This is a genomic window from Enterococcus dispar ATCC 51266 (assembly GCF_000406945.1).
Lineage (GTDB): Bacteria > Bacillota > Bacilli > Lactobacillales > Enterococcaceae > Enterococcus_C > Enterococcus_C dispar.
The window spans coordinates 978,500-996,881 of the sequence record NZ_KE136354.1 but is presented as its reverse complement, the minus strand read 5'-3'; the positions used below and the strand labels follow the sequence as shown (position 1 = coordinate 996,881).

The window sequence follows — 18,382 nt, the reverse complement described above, 5'->3', positions numbered from 1 at the left end:
GGGAGGAAGGAAATGGACGAATTGAAAGATTTAGAAAGAGAAAACGAACAACTAAAAAAAGAAACGGTTGACCTAGCGAAAGAAGCCGCCGTTAAATCGTGGGGCTGTCTATGGAGTTTAGCACTTATGGTGTTTTCTATCGCATTAGGCGGATTTGTGGCGATGAAACTGTGGAATGGATTGATTGTACCAACGTTTGGCCTTGCGACGTTGAGTTACTGGCAAGCGTTTGGCTTAGATGTATTCGTTAGCTTTCTGACCGCCAAAATTGGAAATAAGAATGATGGGTACGAGAATAATCAAAAAGCGTATGTATCTATCATAGCCACATTGCTATTTTGGGGAATTGGGTCGATCGCAATGATGTTTATTTAAAAATTTTAGGAGGCAGGCAGTTTGGCAGAATTAAGCAAGACAAAGTTAGCAAGTTTGGAAGAAGACTTTCGTTCATATCGGAAGATACCTTCAAAAATAGCAGAGGCGCTTGTAGCAAAAGAGTGGAAGCCGGAAGATGTAAACTCTTGGATAAAAGGCACACAGTCGCATACAGAGAGAGCGTTGTCAGATTTAATTAAACGAGAAGATAATAAAAGTTACATTTACTATTCAAAACTGTATGCAGATATTAGCAAGGCGTACGATTCGTTAAGTGATGAATTAAAGGAAATAGTTGATAAATACATGTGGGGAGATAGCGATTATCTGGGATGGACAGAGATTGCAGATAGGGTTCACTGTTCAACAGGTAGTGTTTATCGTAAAAGATATAAAATATTAGAAACCCTAGCAAGAAAAAGAGGTATATTGCCAGAATGAGAAAAAAATCGGTATTATTCCGCTTGTCAATAGCCTAAAATAGTATTATCAAATTAGATCACTCGTTGAGTGGTCTTTTTATTTTGGAGGTGTCTTAGTTGGATAAACAGTATTATCAATGGCTGGTTGAGTTGATTCATGAAGATAGGCTCAAGGTGTTCTATGACAGCGCTAAGTGGCGTCATCTAAGACAGCGAGCAATGAAGCGGGATCATTATGAATGCCAAATGTGTAAAGCACTTGGCCGGCACCACAAAGTTGAGAATGTCCATCATATAAAAGAAGTGAAGGATAGGCCGGACTTAGCACTGACTTTAGACAATCTTATCTGCTTATGTATTGATCATCATAATGAAGTGCATGAACGATACATGACAATAGCTGAGAAAAAACAAAAGAAGCTGAATAGTTTCAAGAACTTCGACCCAACAGAAAGGTGGTGAAGCCAATGATACTCAATGACAATGGACGTGAGTATGACCTTGAAAAGATTAGTACATATTCAGTCTACACACAACGAACAATTGTGCGATTAATCTATCTAAGGTATGTATCAATTAGAGACCTGCTATCACCTAACTGTTGTAGCAAGATGAAACTGTTAGATGTAAAGTCAGCAATTCAAGAAGAAAAAAACATCAATCGTATCAAAAATGTATTTGGATATTCTGAAGAAGAAATTATTTTTTATATTAATTACGCAGATCAAAATATTCCGATGGTAAGGTAAGCCCCCCCTTAAAATATTTTGCCGTTTGTAGGAAGGGCTCCGAACGGAAGAAGGTAGCAGGAAAAAATATTTTTCAAAACTTTATCACGCGAGGAGGTGTATGGTTTGTTCAAGAACGAGTTAGCAAAAAATAGGTACCGAGAAAAGTTAAGACGATCACTGTTGGATCAATTGCAAAATCAAAACACTAGCATTGAGCCGTTTACAGATAACATTGATCGTTACATAAAATTGTGGGAAACAGCAATTTTATTAGAGACGGATATATCTGAAAAAGGAATTCGTTTACCTGATGGAAAAAAGAATGATTCGGTGGCGCTATTGGTATCGGTTAATAAACAAATGGGACTCATGCTTGATAAACTTGGCATCACTCCTGAGGTGGTGAGCGGAGGAAATGAATCAGTTCCGGAATTATAAGTTTATTAGCAAATGGCTGAATGCTATTGAAAATGGGGAAGTTCAAGCATGCAAAGAGCAATTAGAGTTGAAGAGATATTTGGAAGAACGAGTTTTTTCTAGAAATGATATCTACTTTGATTCTGAGATGGTAGAAAATTCTATTACCATACCAGCCAAATATTTTCCTTTTAAATTGATCCCATGGGAAGAATTTATCCAATGTTTTATCTATGGTTTTCGCTGGAAAAAAGATGATACCTTGGTCTTTAACCGCTTTTTGACGCTGATGGGGCGAGGCAATGGTAAGACCGGTTATGCAGCTTGGAATAACTTTTTTATGCTGACGGCAAAACATGGTATAAAGAATTATGACATTGATATTTATGCTAATAATGAGAGCCAAGCAATGACAAGCTTTATCGATGTCCAACAGGTAGTCAAAAGCAGTCCGGAGTTAGATAAGAAAGTTTTTGATACTACGAATATGGTTATCAAGAACAAAGCAACAAATAGCCGTCTTAAATACAATACGTCTAACGCTAGAACCAAAGATGGGAAACGTCCGGGTGCAAATAGGTTTGATGAAATCCATGAAAATGAGAATTATGAAACGATGAACGTTGCAACTTCTGGTGGAGGTAAAATAAAAGATTATAGAGAATTCTATGACACTACAAACGGAAATGTCCGAGGAGGTCCGCTAGACGACCTAATCGAAGAAGCCAAAATGATTTTTTCTGGTGAACTTGGCATAGACAAAGAGGGTGTCAGCTTTTCAGGACTTTTTCCATTTATTTGCAAATTGGACTCCGATGAAGAGGTAGATACACCAGAATTGTGGGAAAAATCTTGTCCATCAATCAATTACAATGATTACCTAAAGAAAAAAATGTTTCAAGAATATGCTCAGATGCAACGTAGCTCACAAGTACGTCTAACGTTTATGACTAAACGAATGAACCGACCAATGGAAGATACTCGTTTTGCAGTAGCTTCATATGAGGATGTTCTTCATACCAGGGAAAAAGAGTTTCCGGAAAAAATGGATGAAGTCATTGGAACTCTCGACTTTGCAGACCGACGAGATTTTGCCAGTGTTGGATTGCTCGGAAAATACGGTGGTGATACATTTTTCAAGCAGCATACATTTATCCATGCATCAGCACTTCAAACCCAGAATATTAAAAAGGAAATCATTGATTTAGCTCTGGAACAGAAGAAAGCTCAAATTGTTCATGGTAAGCGAATTGAAGCCGAATATATCGTCAATTGGTTTTTGGAACAGGCCAAACATTACTACATCAAGAAAATCTGCATGGATATGTTTCGAGCGAAGATTTTGAAACCCGCATTAGAAGAGGTAGGTTTTATAGTGGAAATTGTGCGTAGTGGATCAGCAACTCATGGGATTTTGAAAGAAGTTGTTGATGATTTATTTATCAGTCAGAAATTGTATTTTGGCGATGATGCCATCATGCGTTGGTATTGCATGAATGTTTATGAAGAACATGTTGGAAATGGCAATATTCGGTATGAAAAGATTGATGCTGAAACGAGAAAGACAGATGGATTTTTCTCATTCTTGCATGGATTAAATTGTTTGGATGAAATTTATGATTCACAGCCAATTGAAATTATTAACCCATCGGGGGATGTTGGAGAGTTTCAACCGCTAGTCTTTTAATGAGAGGAGGTGAAAAATATTGGGATTAATTTCAACAGCTTATAATTTTTTCACACGTCGAAGTCTAGAGACTATAGAGGATCACTTTTGCAAATTACAGACTGACATGGCCGTAAAACAGTTTGCAATTGAAACCTGTATTGACTTAATTGCAAATGCTATGTCAAAAGTAGAGTTTAAGACGTACTCCAAAAAAAAGAGTGTTCGAAATTCACTATACTATCGACTTAATGTAGCCCCAAACAAAAAAGAAAGTGCGACAGAGTTTCGGAAAAAGTTGATTCGGCGATTGATCTATTATAACGAAGTTTTAATTGTGTCTCCTGAACCATTTAGTGATGAGATTTTTATTGCTGATGGTTGGAATGTAGTAGAATCCGCCATCAAATATGATTATTACACAAATGTTATTATTGGCGATTTGATGTTTGATAAATCTTTTTCCGAAGAAGATGTCTTTTTGATTAGGTTATCAGACACTAATATTCGCCAATTGGTAGATAGCTTCTATCTCAGCTATGGAAAACTTATCGCCAGTGCAATGAACATTTACAAGCGGTCAAATGCTAGACGATATATTATGAAAGGCGATTTATTTCGACCACAAGACGGCGGGAATCAAAAGAAGATTAATGACATGATGACTTCGCAGTTTAAGACTTTTATGGAAGCTGATAATGCTGGTGCAGTGTTTCAATTGCAAGAAGGATACGATCTGAAAGATATTTCGGATTCAAGTCGTCCTGATTCGCGAGACATTAAAAATTTAATAGATGATGTGTTTGAACTTGCTGCTATAGCGTTCCATGTTCCGATAAACCTTTTTAAGGGCAATATGTCCGGTTTATCTGATCAAGTGGACGCTTTTTTGATGTTCTGCATTATTCCTATGGTAGAGCTTATTCAAGACACTTTTAACGCGAACCTTTATAGTTCGGCAGAATTTTTAAGAGGTGATTATATTCGTGCTGATACATCCATGATTAAAATTGCAAGTTTCAAAGACCTGGTAACTGCTAACGATATCGCCATTCGGTCTATGCAATCCACGCCAAACGAGGCACGAGAAAGAAATGGATTTGATCGCGCCGATGATCCAGCTGCTGACAAGCTCTACATGACCAAAAACTATATGGAAGAAACAGACTTGAAGGGAGGTGATGTGAATGACAACAACGATGAAAACATTTCTAGCAGTTAAAAATGAGGATACAGCTAAACCTCAAATTTACATTCAAGGTTTTATTGGCTCAAGTTGGTTCTTTGAAGGGAATACAGATAAAGGGATTAAACGAATGTTGGACGGTTTAGGTGACAAAGAAGAAATTGATGTTGTGATTAATTCCAACGGTGGAGATGTTTTTCAAGGTATTGCGATTGGTAATTTGTTAAAAGCCAATAACGCCAAAATTAACGTGATTATTAACGGAATTGCCGCTTCTGCTGCTTCCATTATTGCAATGGCTGGTGATACTATCCAAATCTATTCCAATGCGCAACTCATGATTCACCGTGCTAGTACCTGGGAAGAAGGAAATGTGGATGATTTTCGCCGCATTGCCGACCAATTGGAATCAATTGATAAATCTGTAAAAGCCTCCTATAAACAACGTTTCAATGGCACTGATGATGAACTACAAAAATTATTAGTTGATGAAACATTTATGGATGCCGAAACAGCTTTACGATACGGATTAGTTGATGAAATTGTAGATGAGGTAAAAGAAACAGACCCACAAGAACTTGAAGAAGAAACCGCTGAAATTACTGCTGAAGTCTTTGCAAAACGTGAACAACGCTTTGCAGCTTTTGCAAATGCTCTACAAAAAACAATTAGAAAAGAGGACGAAAAATGACTGTAAAAAATTTAAAAAATGCTACAGATTCTAGTGAACAATTATTGCAAGCATTTAAAAATGGAAATGAAGAGGATTTTGGCCAAGCAATGGTTGCTTTTTCAAATGAAATCCAAAATAAAATTCTAAAAGATGCTCAGACTCAGAATCAAGATAATCTTATTTTAATGAATCGTGGGCAACGAGTTTTAACGAGTCAAGAAACAAAATACTACAATGCGGTCGTAAAAAATGATGGTTTTGCTGGTGTTGAAGAATTAGTACCAGCTACTGTTTTTGAACGTGTATTTGAAGATTTGGAACAATCTCATCCATTGTTGCAGAAGATTAATTTTGTCAATGTAACGAGTGTGTCTGAATGGATTGTGTCTCGTGGCGTTAATCCTGCTTGGTGGGGCAAGCTATGTGAAGCTGTTAAAAAAGTTTTAGACAATGGCTTTGACGTAGTTAACATGAAACAGTTCAAACTTTCTGGTTATATTCCAATTTGTAAAGCAATGTTAGACTTGGGTCCAGAATGGATTGACCGATATGTTCGTACGGTTTTAGTTGAATCTTTACGTATCGCTTTAGAGCAAGCAATTGTTGATGGTACTGGTAAAGATCAACCAATTGGCATGATGCGTGATATGTCAAAACAAACAGATGGTGAGTATGCTGAAAAAGAAGCAGAAGCTATCACCGTTTTAGATGCTGTGACAATGGGCGGATTAATGGCACGTTTATCAAAATTTACAATTGAGGATGTGACAGATCCAATTTACCGTACAGTAAATCCATCTGACGTTGTCTTAATTGTTAACCCAACTGATTATTGGTCTAAAGTCTTTCCTGCTAAGACCGTGTTAGCTGATAACGGACAATATGTTCAAACATTGCCAGTTCCAGTATCTGACATGCAATCTATCGCAGTTCCAGAAGGAAAAGCTGTTGTTGGTGTTGCTGACGATTATTTTATGGGTATTGGTTCTACTTTAAAAATTGAGGCTTCTGACGAATACCATTTTGTGGAAGATGAACGTGTTTATTTAGCAAAACAATATGCCAATGGCCAACCAAAACGCAATGATAGTTTTGTTGTCTTAGATATTACCAATTTGGCTCCTGCGTCAAAATAACAGCCCCAACTGTCGGAAGTGTAACACCGACAGCGGATGGGGCAACTGTCGCACTATCGTGAGAAAGGATGATATGAATGGCTAAAGCAGCTACTAAAACAATGAAAGCCGCATCTCGTACGTTCAAAATCAATAAGAAAGATGGCACGTTGGTTGTCGAGGGAGCATCTCCCTTGGCAATCACCGGCCTTGCAGCAGATACAGTGGTAGCCACAGGTGATTATGTCGCTATTGCTGTTGAAAATGGTAAAGAATCTGCCGCCGTAGACGTTCCTGGTTTCACCGTTTTACCAGGAGCGTGATTGCATGAAGATTGAAGATATCTCAGACAATCTTTTGGAAGAGGTAAAAGATAATCTGTTTGTGACTTGGAAAGATAACGATGATCAGATTAAAATCATCATTCTAAAATCCATGAATTATCTTCAGTCGAAAGTCTCTCAAAAACTGACGATTGAAGTATTTTCTGGTTACGATATCGAGCATACGCTATTAATTGAGCGATGTAGGTATGACTGGAACAATGCGTTGAATGAATTCGAAAAGAATTTTGCGAGTGAGATTCTCGCATACATTCAAAAATATGCGTTGATGGATTGGGAAGAAAATGGTGATGTTAATGTCTAATCAACGAGTAACTGAAGTTTTTAACGATGGTATCCTAACTATCAAAACGCAAACGACATTGCGAAGTGATACTGGTAAAAAGCTTGGTGTCACTGATGAGAAACTAGCATCTGTCAGATTCCGGAACATGAGCATTCGGGAAAGTGATATCACAACGATGCAGGCATTAGATTCTCGAATTGCTAAAAAGGTTAAAAGCCCCATGCATCCAATTTGTCGGGACTTTAACAATGATAAATACTTTGCAGTAATTGGTGGAAACCAATTCAATGTGATCTACGTGGACTCCGATAATTATTTTGCATTTTGGTATTTGGAAAAGGTGGGTGAATACAGTGAACGAACAGGAAAAGAAACGTCTAACGACTCAGACAATCACGATCAAAAAGAAGCTTGAAGATCATTTTAAACTTAAAGTGGTCCAGGATTTCTTGTCAAAAGATGAAAAAGATGAACTTGGAGACAGTTATAACTATTTCATCATCGAAGAAGACGGATTCGACACACCATCGGGCGAGAATGGCAAGTACAGCGTTTCTCAGAGCGTGTATGTAACTTTCTATTCAGAAGGTCGAGAAAGCCTTACAGGAGACCAATTAGACGTTTTAACATTACTGCATTCTCCCACTTTCAAATTTAATGGAACGGAAGTGAATCACCTGAAGCTTGATAACCAAGATCGGTTTATCGACCAGGTGATTTTTTCGTTCAAACGAATCATTAGGAGTGGTTGCTGATGGCATACAATCGCTGGGCAGTAACGCTTGTAGGACAAGATGCATTGCTAATAAAAATGCAAAATTATTCTTCTCAAAGTGAGGCTGTAATTAACAAGGTATTAAAAGAAACCGGTGGGCAAGTAGCAGTTGATAAAATTACGAATTTAATCCCGATTAGCAATGAGGATTTAAGGCGTGGTCATCGGCATGCTAGAAGTAGCAAACCGCTTAACGTACAATATTTTAACCTTGGTTTTCGTGTGAGACCCAAGAAAAGCTTTGAATACATCAAATATCCAGATTTAGGTATTGGAACTTCGCAACGAAATATGCCACAAGATTTTATGCAACGTGGTTTAGAAATTGCGGTAGATCCAATTACTGCAGAACTTATCAAAGGATTTGATGAACTAAACAGTAAATAGGAGGTAACAAAATGGCAGCAACAATTGTGAAAATGTTTGATAACGTGTCAATTAAAAAAATTGCCTTTAATTTCAAAGGCTCAGATGCTGGAGTTTCAACGGACTGTAACGGTCAACTCTCCGGCGAAACTGAAATGCAAACTATCGTAAAAAAATGTGGTTCAACAGAAGTAAAATCAAAATCAAAACCCATCGCTATGACAGTAACTATTACGGCTCATGTTCCAGTGGCGGTTTATCGAAAATTTTACGGATTAGCTCAAGACGAAAGAATCGTTCCTGGTGTCTATTCATATGGTCCTGATTCCGTTGGTGAAGACTTCGCTCTTTCTGCTGAAATCGTGGATGATTTCGAAGAAAATGAAAAACTTCTTGGATTTTTGAATTGCACATCAAACACTGGTTTGACTTTTACTATCGAAAATGGCGCGGATGAAGTCGCAGCGCTTGAGATGGAAACAAAGGTAATGACTGATGAATTCAACAAGTTTTACCACGAAGCAATCGTTGCAGAATTAGAATCGGACATTACAGATCAATGGATGTCTAATTTGTCAGCAGATGTAATCAAAGCGTCAAAACAATAGCCCCAGTCGTAGTCGGAACAGTTACGCCTACTGCTGATGGGGCAACAATAGATTTATCATAAAATACTGAAGCCCACATTTTTTTTGTGGGCTTTTTTGGAGGAAAAAAGATGAATGACGAAATGAATCAATTAGAACTGACCGATGGAACAGTTGTCAGTATCGAACCAAAATTAAATTTAAAAAAATTAATGATGATCAATCGTGATTTTGACACGAACGAATTTGCTAAATTGAGCATTGGCGATAAGTCAATGGATATCACCGTAGTGCAGGGTGCAAAAGCGGCATATATTGCTTACCGTCAGGCAAATATGAACGACTATATGGATTATTACGAATTCATCGATCGCTGGGACTTTGATATGGCCGCTGCGACCCAACTCTATAACATGATGATGTTTAAAAAAGCTCGCGAAGATTATCAAAAGACGTTTGATCGACAAGCTAAAATGATTGCGGTTAAAAATGAAAAAAAATAAAAATGCCCAAGCTTCAGATAGAGACTTGGGTGGATGTGTATAACCTTTTTACGGATATTTTTGATTTGCCGCATGAATTGGTCTTGAGTGATCTCCCTCTAGATGATATTTCTCAAATTGCATCAAACAAATCATCATACGCTAATTGGCAAAGTCGAGCACGTCAAAAACTTTACGAGGAAGGAGGTAAAAAGTAATGGCTAAAGGAAAGTCAGAAGCAGAAGTAGTTTTTAAAGCTAGTGATAATGGGCTACGTTCAACTTTAAAAGATATAACATTAGAAATGCAAAAAAATAATGCTGAGTCTAAATTGGTTCAAGCTCAATTGAAACTGACGGGGTCGGACACCGAGAAATTATCAAGTCAGCTGTCTTCTTTAGAAAAAAGTTATGATCTGCAGTCTCAAAAGATTCAAGTAACATCTGAACGATTAGAAAATGCAAAAAAATATTATGGAGAAAATTCCACCGAAGTCCAAAGATTAGAAAAAGAATTATTAAATCAACAAACAGCACAACAAAAAACCGCCAATGAAATTTCCAATACAGAAAAAGCTCTTTCTGAATCAAAAGGAGAAATTAAGTCATATGCTTCTGTAATGAAAGACCTAGACAATGAACAAAAGGAAATACAAGCGAGTGCATCTTTAGCTGAGAGTGAATACCGAAAGTGGCAGGCAACTGCTGGGAAAACAGCTACTGAATCTGAAAAATTTGCAAAAGCGCAGGAATTTGTTGCGCAGCAAAGTGAATTTGCCGAGCAAAAACTTAGCGTGATGGAAAGACAATTAGAAGCTGCTAAACAAGAGTTTGGAGAAAATTCACTTGAGGCAAAACAAATGCAGGCTGCGTTAAACGACGCAGAAACAGAGTTTCATGAACTAGGTGAAGCCGCTGAAGAAGCTTCTGGAAAAGGAACATTGGAAGAAATTGGGTCAAAAATTGATTTAGGAAATTTGCAAAATGCAGCCGATCATTTATCTGAAATTGGTGAAAAAATAGTCGACGTAGGTAAATATTCACTTGAAGCTTTCAATCAAGTTGATGAAGGTTTAGATACAATTGTAACTAAAACTGGTGCTTCGTCAAAACAGATGGAAGGGTATGAAGCGATTTATCGTAAGATAGGATCTGATATGCCGGTCGAATTGGGAAAAGTGGGAGAGGCCATTGGTGAAGTGAATACCCAACTTGGATTCCAAGGCGATGAATTAGAATCAGCTTCCCGGCAAGCAATAAAATTCGCTGAAATTAATGGTCAAGATATCACATCTTCAGTGATTGATGCGAAGCAAGCTATTTCTGCATATAAATTAGAGAATAAAGATTTCAGCATGGTGTTGGATACTGTAACAAAAGTAGCTCAAGATACTGGTCAAGCAACTGGCGATTTATTTAAAAAAGCAATTGAAGGAGCCCCTCAAATAAAAGCTTTAGGGTTATCTTTTCAAGATGGAGTAACTCTTATGGGGAATTTTGAAAAAGCAGGGGTAGATTCAGGCGCTGCATTATCTAGTTTAAGTAAAGCTTCTGTAGTTTATGCGAAAGATGGGAAAACTCTTGAGCAAGGGTTACAGGGAACGGTCAAATCTATTCAAAATGCAAAAAGTGAAACAGATGCTTTAACAATAGCTTCAGAAGTTTTTGGAACAAAAGGTGCTGTTCGTATGGTCGATGCCATAAAGCGAGGGACATTTAGCCTTGGTGAATTTGGAAAAGCATCTGAAGATTCAGTTGGCAAAGTTTCTAAAACTTATGAAGATACTTTAGATCCGATTGATGAATTAGAAGTAGCACAAAACAATTTAACAATGACAATGGCTGATTTTGGTGCAACTTTAGCAGAAGTATTAGCACCTATACTTCAATCGGTTTCTGATCTTTTAAAAGGAGTTTCTGGAATTTTTTCCGGTTTATCTACAGAAACACAACAAATGATTGTGATAATTGGTGGTTTAGCTACGGGATTTATGTTGTTATCTCCGTTTATAGTATCAATTATTACTTTGTTTAGTTCGTTAGGTGGGCTTTTTGCTGCTGGAGGATTGCTTGCTGGTGTGGGTACTTTTTTTACAGCTACGTTACTTCCAGCATTACCCATCATAGCAGCAGTTGCAGCCGCCATTGGAGCGGCTATTTTAATATTCAAAAACTGGGGAACAATCACCGATTGGATTTCTGAAAAATGGTCGCAATTTACTGGTTTTTTGTCTGATTTATGGACTGGAATAAAAAATACAGCCGAAAACGTTTGGAACGGTCTAAAAGCCTTCTTTCAAACTACTGTTGGCCAAATTGCCCTTTTCATTATTAATCCGATTGCGGGTTTAGTAAACATCATCGCTCAAAATTGGGAAGCAATAAAAAAAGGCGCTTCCTCAGCTTGGACATGGATAAAAAATACAGTTTCAAATTTGATTACTGGAACCGTAAATATAGCGAAAAATTTGTGGTCTGGTTTGATTAATTTTTTATCAAATTTATGGACCGGCGCCAAAAACACAGCTTCAAATTTGTGGAACGGAATTAAATCAGTAATTAGCAATGCGATTACTGGTGCCAAAAATTCTGTAAGCAATATAGCGAACACGATCAAATCTACTATCGGAAATATTTGGTCCGGTATAAAAAATACAACTTCAAATGTTTGGAATAGTATCAAGTCTGCGATTATATCGCCGATTGAGTCTGCAAAAAATACTGTGGGTGGAATTATAGACCGCATCAAGGGGCTTTTTAATTTTAGATTGAGTTTTCCGTCAGTCTCTATTCCGCATATTCCCTTACCACATTTCAGTATGAGTGGGTCAATTAATCCTTTATCTGACAATTTCCCACCGCGCGTAAGTGTGAGTTGGTATGCCAAAGGTGGTATTTTTACGAAGCCGTCTATTTTTGGAATGGCAAATGGTAACTTGTTAGGCGCTGGAGATGCTGGCCCGGAAGCTGCATTGCCATTAAATCGGCAAACGTTGGGGGATATTGGTAGAGGTATTGTAAATGCGACGCCGATTTTACAAGGAGTACAAGGCAACTCTATAACAAACGATTCAAGCTCAGTTGTTTTTAATATTACGAATCACGTTGATTCAGGTCCAACGGCCGATTCATTTTTCGAAAAAATAGATCAATGGATTGCAAATAAATCTACACAAGTTAATTTTGGTACGACAGGGAGGGGAATGTAATGGACTTATTAATTAATCAAATGAAATCTATTAATGAAATGGGCTTTTGCATTCCTGGTTATCCCAAAATTCCGTCTGCTGAAATGCGATACGAAAGAATCGAAGTAGATGGGCGTGATGGTGAGTTATTGATTGAAAAAGGCTATTCAAACATCACCTACACTATTCCAATTAATGCTTTGGAAGATGAATCAATAAAGCCGTTATTTCGAGATTTAAAATATCATCTTAGAAAAGCTCAAACGATTCTTTTAACTGATGACAGAAGTGTTTTCTATAAAGTTAAACGTGTGAAATTTGGTGATATCGAAAATGAATTAGAAATTTATGGCTATTTTGAAGTTGAGTTTGAATTTGCGCCCCACGAATATTTTGCGAATGTTCCTTTAATTACTGTCACCACGCCAAAAGTAATTAAAAATGCAGGCTTCTATTTTTCGCAACCAAAATTTATTATTTATGGAAATAGCGAATGTAAGTTTAAAGTTAATGGAACCAACATTACAGTTAAAAGCGTATCAGATAGTGTTGTGATTGATTCGGAAATTGAAGAATGTTACAAAAATAATGCTAATTGGAATAACATGATGATTGGTGACTTTCCTATTTTTGAGGAAGGAGAAAATACTGTTGAAATTATAAGTGGGGCATCAAAAATTGAAATTGAGCCGAGGTGGAGAGCTGTATGATTAAATTATTTGAAAAAGATACTACAGATTTTTCCAGTAATGGCATCGGTTCGATTAAGCAGCATATTTTTGGGGCAACGGTTGAAGAAGTCCGGAATGGGCTTTTTTTATTTACATTTAAAATTCCAATGATGTCAAAATATGCTCAAGAACTTTTGAGAGAAAGAATTGTGTATGTGAATACGCCTGATTCTGATGGACAACCTTTCCGAATTCGAAAAGTATCACCATCAATGGGTATTTTAACAGTTGAGGCACCTCATATTTTTTATGATCTTTCTGATAATTTAATTGAAGACATTTTTATCGTCAATAGTGATGGTCAAAATGCCGGCAATAAGATTTTATCTGGAACACAATATCCACATAATTTTACTTTCTACTCTAACATCGACACATTCACAAATTGTAGAATTGTTCGTTACAATCCGGTTGAAGCTTTGTTAGATTCCTCAAAAGACAATGTATTTGTCAATCGCTGGGGTGGTGAAATTAATCGAGATGGTTTCAGAATTATTGTGAACAAAGATCGTGGTTCTGACAATGGTGTTGAAATCACTAATAAAAAAAATCTGGTTGGTTATGAAGCTGTCTTAGATGATGAGAATGTTATAACTCGCATAATGCCAACAGGATATGACGGTATTATGCTTCCTGAAAAATATGTTGATAGTCCAAGAATTAATGAGTATATTCATCCGAAAATAGCGGTAATAAATTATTCTGACATAAAAATCGGGGACGGGGAAGACGAAGTTACTGAAGAAGAAGCTTATCGTCTTTTACGAGAAGCGGCAACTAACGAATTCAGTGTTAATAAAGTCGATGAGCCAACAGCAAATTATAAAGTGAATTTTGTTGATCTGTCCAAAACTACTGATTACAAAGACTTCAAGGCCTTAGAGAAAATCGAGCCTTGGGATTGGGTGACAGTTCACCATCACGAAGATAATTTGCACCTTAAAGCCCAAATGATTAGTTACAAATGGGACCCAATTAATAAGAGCTATTCTGAAATTGAATTGGGGACAGTAATTCCAACAGCTTCAGGGAATTTTGTCAAAACAAATAAGGTAAACGACCAGTTGGAAGAGATTAGAGATATTGCTAATTCTGCAGTGCAATCCGCTAATGGAAAAAATGTCAATTATTATGGCAGTCAAACGCCATCTGACCCTAAAAAGGGCGATCTTTGGTATAAGCCTAATGGTGATGAAACCGAACTTTGGCAATATCAAGAAATTGACGGCGAACTTGACTGGAAAATGATAGCAAGTACTGCTAATTTAACGCAGGTTAAAGCTGATGTTGAAAATGCAATAAAAGCTGCAGAAGATGCAAAACAAGATGCCGCTGATGCATACACGAATGCAGTGACTGAAGCAGAACGTCAAGTTCAAGAACAATCTGATGCTTTTGACGAAAAAATGGTCCAACAGAAAACAGAATTGACATCTGACATTGATGAAAGTAAGCAAAAAGCTGATGAAGCAGTTGCAAAAGCAGCAGAGGCTGCACAAAAAGCTGATAATTCTGTTGAAGTGGCCAATCAAGCTAAAGGTGATGCTGCATCTGCTGTGACTAGTGCCAATCAGGCCAAGACGGATGCCAACCAGGCTGTTATCGATGCAGCTAATGCATTAGCTGGAATTGATGGACTTAAAAAAGATGTGGCAGTTGAGATCACACGCATAGATGGTGAGCTAACCTCTAAGGTCAGTCAAACTGTTTATGATCAATTAAAGGGTACCGTTGAAAGTCAAGGAACTCTCATTAGTCAAAATACTAGTGCTATCAATTTAAAAGCTAACCAGTCTACAGTAGATACTCTAAATGGAAGAGTTACAAGGACAGAGGGAAGTTTGTCGATTTTAAGTGGTCAAGTATCTTTAAAAGCTAATCAAACAGAAGTTGATACCATTAGCGGCAAAGTAAACGCGAATAGCGCAGAGCTTAGTGTTCAAGCTGATAAGATTGCTGGATTAGTCACCAAAACTGATGGTCAATCAACACAGATTGCTAATTTGGAGCTTCAAGCTGGGCAGTTTAACTTGACGTTGAGTAGTGTTCAGCAAGAGGTAGCTGGGATTGAGGTTGGGGGACGAAACTATGCAATAAATTCAAAGCAATTTAGAAATGGTTTGAATGCATCTGGCATATTAAGTTCAGTAGAAAGTGATGGTACGTTGACAATAATAACCAATGCCGGCAATGGTAATTGGCTTACAAATATATTACAGAGCTTTTCTGAAACTAGATTAAATATAAATGACTCATTTAACGAAAATGATCCAATCACTGTATCTTTGTGGTTGAAAGCACTGGGTGAAAAACAAAGCTCTCCAACAGTTTATATGTCCGATTCAATGACGTATAGAAATGCTGTTAATCATTCAAATAACATGCCAACCGATAATTATTACAGATATGATTATATAGTCCCCAAATTTTCAAAAACAGACGCTAAAGGCTTTAGGTTATTTTTAGGCTTTAGTTCAGCTATTGGTAAGTATTCTCTACTGTCAATAGCAATTCGTAAAGCAACTAAGGGATCGGACTGGTCGCCAGCACCAGAAGACATGGCTACAGTCACAGCATTAACAAGTGTGCAAGCAACTGTTGATGGGTTAGTCACTACTGTTGCTACTAAAGCTAACCAGTCTCAAGTAACACAATTAGCTGATCAGATTACGAGTGTTGTTAGTGATGTCGAGGGAATAAATTCAGCCAATAATTTACTAGGAGGCTACACTTTCTCAAATAATAAAGATGTTGATTTAACAACTGGCGAGGTTAAATCTGGTACGAGAACAATTGTTAATGAATATGTACCAGTAACGCCAAATACTCAGTACACATTTTCGAGACCAGAGAAAATTAAAAATTTAGGATTTAGGGGTTACCAATCAGACAAAAAATATATTGGGGTTGTTACCAATACGAGCCCTGGAGAAAAACAAACCACTTTTGTTACGCCTGTGAATTGCTATTTTATAAAATTTATAGACGAAAGTAATAAATTAACAAAAGGTTATTTCTTACAAGTCCGTTCAGCAACCCAATCTCAGATTACCCAACTTTCTGACCAAATTAATTTGAGAGTGACTCAAAGTCAAGTTGATGCGAGCATCTTATCAAATAGCCAAATTAAAGATACCCGTAATGATAATCAACCCCCAAGTTGGTATTATTCAAATTATCCTAAACAGACTGCTAAGGAATTTAAAACGTCTATTGCTATAGGCTTGAATGCAGGAAGCTATGCATATTTGGAAACAGCGGTGCGTTGGAATAACACCTCTGGTGGTGTGTTAACACAAACTGCCCAGGCAAACAACGGTACTTACCAACGTAAATCCATAGGTGAAACTGGATGGACGGACTGGGCTAAAATTGCTGATAGTTCAAATGTAGTTAGTCAGATTAACATTTCAACTGAAGGTATCCTAATTCAAGGGAAAAAAATTCAGTTAGATGGTGATGTCACTATTACTGCAGCTTGGATTAATAAACTTTATGCTGACACTGCGTTTATCAGCAATCTCGAAACAAAAACTATTAATGCCGTGAAAGCTAATATCACAAGTATCATCACATCTAGCTTGGCAGCAAATACTATCACATCAACGCACATCAAAGCTGACAATGCGATGATTGACAAATTGTTTGCTACCACAGCGTTAATTGAACAATTAACATCTAAACAAGCTTTTATCAACAATATTAAAGCAATAGAAATATCAGCAGATAAAATTACTGGTGGGACTATTAATGGTGCTACGGTTAACGTCATAAATTTAAATGCAAGTAGTATTACAACAGGAATAATTCGTGGCGCTAATCTTTCAATTAATCTGGGGACCGGAGAAGTGTTGTTCACTAAAGGCTCAATTCGGAATGCTGATGGTACGTTTGTTATGAATATCATCACAGGAGTAGTTTCATCAAGAGGTGAAGTGTTGAGTCCGAATGACACGGGCGAGAAGTTACCGACAGGGTTCGATTTAATGAATGGTCGTTTAGATTTTTTAAACGGGACTTTTGGTGAAACTAGTGTTAATTACGGAGGAATTCTAACCGATACGCATTTTGGCCAAGCGTCTACGGGATCTAATACTTGGACCCTTAGTGGGACATTTGGAAATGCGCCTTCGCTAATTTTACACAATGGTGATTCAAACGCGAGTGTGTGGCAGTCTTGGAAAAAGAATGTAGCTGTTGGGACAAAAGTATTCAAAGAATTACAAAATCCAACGACTTCAAACTTAATTCGAGATGGTTTGGGAACTGCAGGTGTTAACAATCAAAATATAATTGGTGGAGCTATCGGCTTAGCGATGAATTCAAATTCTTCGATATCACCAGCTGGATATGGTCAAACTACTGCCGTGATACAAGCTCGGAACGGAATTACACTATCAAGTGGATTTGGATATACTCACCGTTATGGCACTACCACGAGCACGAGAACTAGTGTCGCAGCTATTCAGCTTGGAACAAAAGAAAACGGTACTACCACTTCTGATTATACGAAACAGGCTGCAGCGTCAATTGTCATGACTGGGTATTTAATACAATTGAAAGCTTATGAATTTAGAGTTGATTCCGTGAATGCGAATATCAATGGTAAATTATCTGCGTGGCAGGCTGCCATTACTGGGATGACGAGTAAATCTGGGTCTGCGAACATAATTGCCGATACGAGTGGTAACTTGTTTCGAGTATCATCCGCTAGAAAGTACAAGAGTGATATTCAAGTAGCTACTGATGTGATAAACCATGCTAAAAAGGTATTGCAGATTAACCCTGCTAGTTGGTGGGATAAGGAGGAACTTCTCAATGGGACGGCTAAAAATCGTTACTACGGCTTTATTGCCGACGAATTCCACGATTTAGGATTGAATGAAGTTGTTGTATATAGCGAAACAGGAGAAGTTGATTCACTCGCCTATGACAGATTGACAATGTACCACAATGTGATTTTGACAGAACACGAGAAAGAAATTGTGGAATTGAAAAGACGTATTTTGGAATTAGAAGAAAAAATAAACGTAGCATAA

At 37.4% G+C, this 18,382-nt stretch carries 19 protein-coding genes; 18 read left to right on the top strand and 1 reads right to left on the bottom strand.

Features of this window, described 5'->3' with window-relative positions; genetic code table 11:
* The first annotated feature begins 12 nt into the window (after positions 1–12).
* From RK01_RS04810 to RK01_RS04770, 8 genes are all read left to right on the top strand, one after another.
* On the top strand, positions 13–375 hold the full coding sequence (locus RK01_RS04810) for a hypothetical protein (protein WP_016171574.1): 363 nt from the start codon (positions 13–15) through the stop codon (positions 373–375).
* A 21-nt stretch (positions 376–396) separates the two neighbouring features.
* Complete coding sequence (locus RK01_RS04805; protein WP_016172153.1) at positions 397–816, top strand: hypothetical protein; 420 nt, start codon at positions 397–399, stop codon at positions 814–816.
* Positions 817–914: 98 nt separating this feature from the next.
* On the top strand, positions 915–1,259 hold the full coding sequence (locus RK01_RS04800; RefSeq protein ID WP_034864499.1) for an HNH endonuclease: 345 nt from the start codon (positions 915–917) through the stop codon (positions 1,257–1,259).
* 392 nt (positions 1,260–1,651) lie between these two features.
* On the top strand, positions 1,652–1,966 hold the full coding sequence (locus RK01_RS04790) for a hypothetical protein (protein WP_016172151.1): 315 nt from the start codon (positions 1,652–1,654) through the stop codon (positions 1,964–1,966).
* Entirely contained in the window at positions 1,944–3,632 is a 1,689-nt protein-coding gene (locus RK01_RS04785) for a terminase TerL endonuclease subunit (RefSeq protein WP_016172150.1), read from the top strand. The genes RK01_RS04790 and RK01_RS04785 overlap by 23 nt, the downstream gene beginning before the upstream one ends.
* Positions 3,633–3,651: 19 nt before the next feature.
* Positions 3,652–4,833, top strand: coding sequence for a phage portal protein (locus tag RK01_RS04780; RefSeq protein ID WP_016172149.1), 1,182 nt, complete (start codon positions 3,652–3,654; stop codon positions 4,831–4,833).
* On the top strand, positions 4,811–5,488 hold the full coding sequence (locus RK01_RS04775; protein ID WP_211212153.1) for a head maturation protease, ClpP-related: 678 nt from the start codon (positions 4,811–4,813) through the stop codon (positions 5,486–5,488). Before RK01_RS04780 ends, RK01_RS04775 begins: the two co-directional genes overlap by 23 nt.
* The gene (locus RK01_RS04770; protein WP_016172147.1) at positions 5,485–6,606 is read left to right on the top strand and encodes a phage major capsid protein; all 1,122 of its coding nucleotides are present in this window, start codon (positions 5,485–5,487) and stop codon (positions 6,604–6,606) included. Before RK01_RS04775 ends, RK01_RS04770 begins: the two co-directional genes overlap by 4 nt.
* Here the strand turns inward: RK01_RS04770 and RK01_RS13900 are convergent.
* A complete protein-coding gene (locus RK01_RS13900; protein ID WP_244874952.1) occupies positions 6,578–6,790 on the bottom strand; it encodes a hypothetical protein in 213 nt (70 codons plus the stop codon). The two genes, RK01_RS04770 and RK01_RS13900, sit on opposite strands and share 29 nt — an antisense overlap.
* On the opposite strand from RK01_RS13900, the gene RK01_RS14000 reads away from it, so the two are divergent.
* From RK01_RS14000 to RK01_RS04715, 10 genes are all read left to right on the top strand, one after another.
* Positions 6,780–6,908: a hypothetical protein gene (locus RK01_RS14000; protein WP_276324657.1), complete on the top strand. Its 129-nt coding sequence runs from the start codon at positions 6,780–6,782 to the stop codon at positions 6,906–6,908. The genes RK01_RS13900 and RK01_RS14000 overlap by 11 nt on opposite strands.
* Before the next feature lie 4 nt (positions 6,909–6,912).
* Entirely contained in the window at positions 6,913–7,233 is a 321-nt protein-coding gene (locus RK01_RS04760; protein WP_016172145.1) for a hypothetical protein, read from the top strand.
* The gene (locus tag RK01_RS04755) at positions 7,226–7,630 is read left to right on the top strand and encodes a head-tail adaptor protein (RefSeq protein ID WP_244874951.1); all 405 of its coding nucleotides are present in this window, start codon (positions 7,226–7,228) and stop codon (positions 7,628–7,630) included. The genes RK01_RS04760 and RK01_RS04755 overlap by 8 nt, the downstream gene beginning before the upstream one ends.
* Entirely contained in the window at positions 7,569–7,970 is a 402-nt protein-coding gene (locus RK01_RS04750) for a hypothetical protein (RefSeq protein WP_016172143.1), read from the top strand. The genes RK01_RS04755 and RK01_RS04750 overlap by 62 nt, the downstream gene beginning before the upstream one ends.
* Positions 7,970–8,377 carry a hypothetical protein gene (locus RK01_RS04745; RefSeq protein WP_016172142.1) on the top strand — a complete coding sequence of 136 codons (408 nt, stop codon included), beginning with the start codon at positions 7,970–7,972 and terminating at the stop codon, positions 8,375–8,377. The genes RK01_RS04750 and RK01_RS04745 overlap by 1 nt, the downstream gene beginning before the upstream one ends.
* A gap of 11 nt (positions 8,378–8,388) precedes the next feature.
* Positions 8,389–8,964, top strand: a complete 576-nt coding sequence (locus tag RK01_RS04740; protein ID WP_016172141.1) for a hypothetical protein — start codon at positions 8,389–8,391, stop codon at positions 8,962–8,964.
* 110 nt (positions 8,965–9,074) lie between these two features.
* Positions 9,075–9,446, top strand: coding sequence for a hypothetical protein (locus tag RK01_RS04735; protein ID WP_016172140.1), 372 nt, complete (start codon positions 9,075–9,077; stop codon positions 9,444–9,446).
* A 196-nt stretch (positions 9,447–9,642) separates the two neighbouring features.
* Positions 9,643–12,633: a phage tail tape measure protein gene (locus RK01_RS04725; protein WP_016172139.1), complete on the top strand. Its 2,991-nt coding sequence runs from the start codon at positions 9,643–9,645 to the stop codon at positions 12,631–12,633.
* Complete coding sequence (locus tag RK01_RS04720; protein ID WP_016172138.1) at positions 12,633–13,322, top strand: hypothetical protein; 690 nt, start codon at positions 12,633–12,635, stop codon at positions 13,320–13,322. The genes RK01_RS04725 and RK01_RS04720 overlap by 1 nt, the downstream gene beginning before the upstream one ends.
* Complete coding sequence (locus RK01_RS04715) at positions 13,319–18,382, top strand: phage tail spike protein (protein WP_016172137.1); 5,064 nt, start codon at positions 13,319–13,321, stop codon at positions 18,380–18,382. Before RK01_RS04720 ends, RK01_RS04715 begins: the two co-directional genes overlap by 4 nt.

Bases quoted from the DNA above. Each gene is read 5' to 3' on its own strand.
- RK01_RS04810 (WP_016171574.1), top strand. From the start codon at position 13: ATGGACGAATTGAAAGATTTAGAAAGAGAAAACGAACAACTAAAAAAA.
- RK01_RS04785 (WP_016172150.1), top strand. From the start codon at position 1,944: ATGAATCAGTTCCGGAATTATAAGTTTATTAGCAAATGGCTGAATGCT.
- RK01_RS04775 (WP_211212153.1), top strand. From the start codon at position 4,811: ATGAAAACATTTCTAGCAGTTAAAAATGAGGATACAGCTAAACCTCAA.
- RK01_RS04770 (WP_016172147.1), top strand. From the start codon at position 5,485: ATGACTGTAAAAAATTTAAAAAATGCTACAGATTCTAGTGAACAATTA.
- RK01_RS04760 (WP_016172145.1), top strand. From the start codon at position 6,913: ATGAAGATTGAAGATATCTCAGACAATCTTTTGGAAGAGGTAAAAGAT.
- RK01_RS04755 (WP_244874951.1), top strand. From the start codon at position 7,226: ATGTCTAATCAACGAGTAACTGAAGTTTTTAACGATGGTATCCTAACT.
- RK01_RS04745 (WP_016172142.1), top strand. From the start codon at position 7,970: ATGGCATACAATCGCTGGGCAGTAACGCTTGTAGGACAAGATGCATTG.
- RK01_RS04740 (WP_016172141.1), top strand. From the start codon at position 8,389: ATGGCAGCAACAATTGTGAAAATGTTTGATAACGTGTCAATTAAAAAA.
- RK01_RS04735 (WP_016172140.1), top strand. From the start codon at position 9,075: ATGAATGACGAAATGAATCAATTAGAACTGACCGATGGAACAGTTGTC.
- RK01_RS04725 (WP_016172139.1), top strand. From the start codon at position 9,643: ATGGCTAAAGGAAAGTCAGAAGCAGAAGTAGTTTTTAAAGCTAGTGAT.
- RK01_RS04720 (WP_016172138.1), top strand. From the start codon at position 12,633: ATGGACTTATTAATTAATCAAATGAAATCTATTAATGAAATGGGCTTT.
- RK01_RS04715 (WP_016172137.1), top strand. From the start codon at position 13,319: ATGATTAAATTATTTGAAAAAGATACTACAGATTTTTCCAGTAATGGC.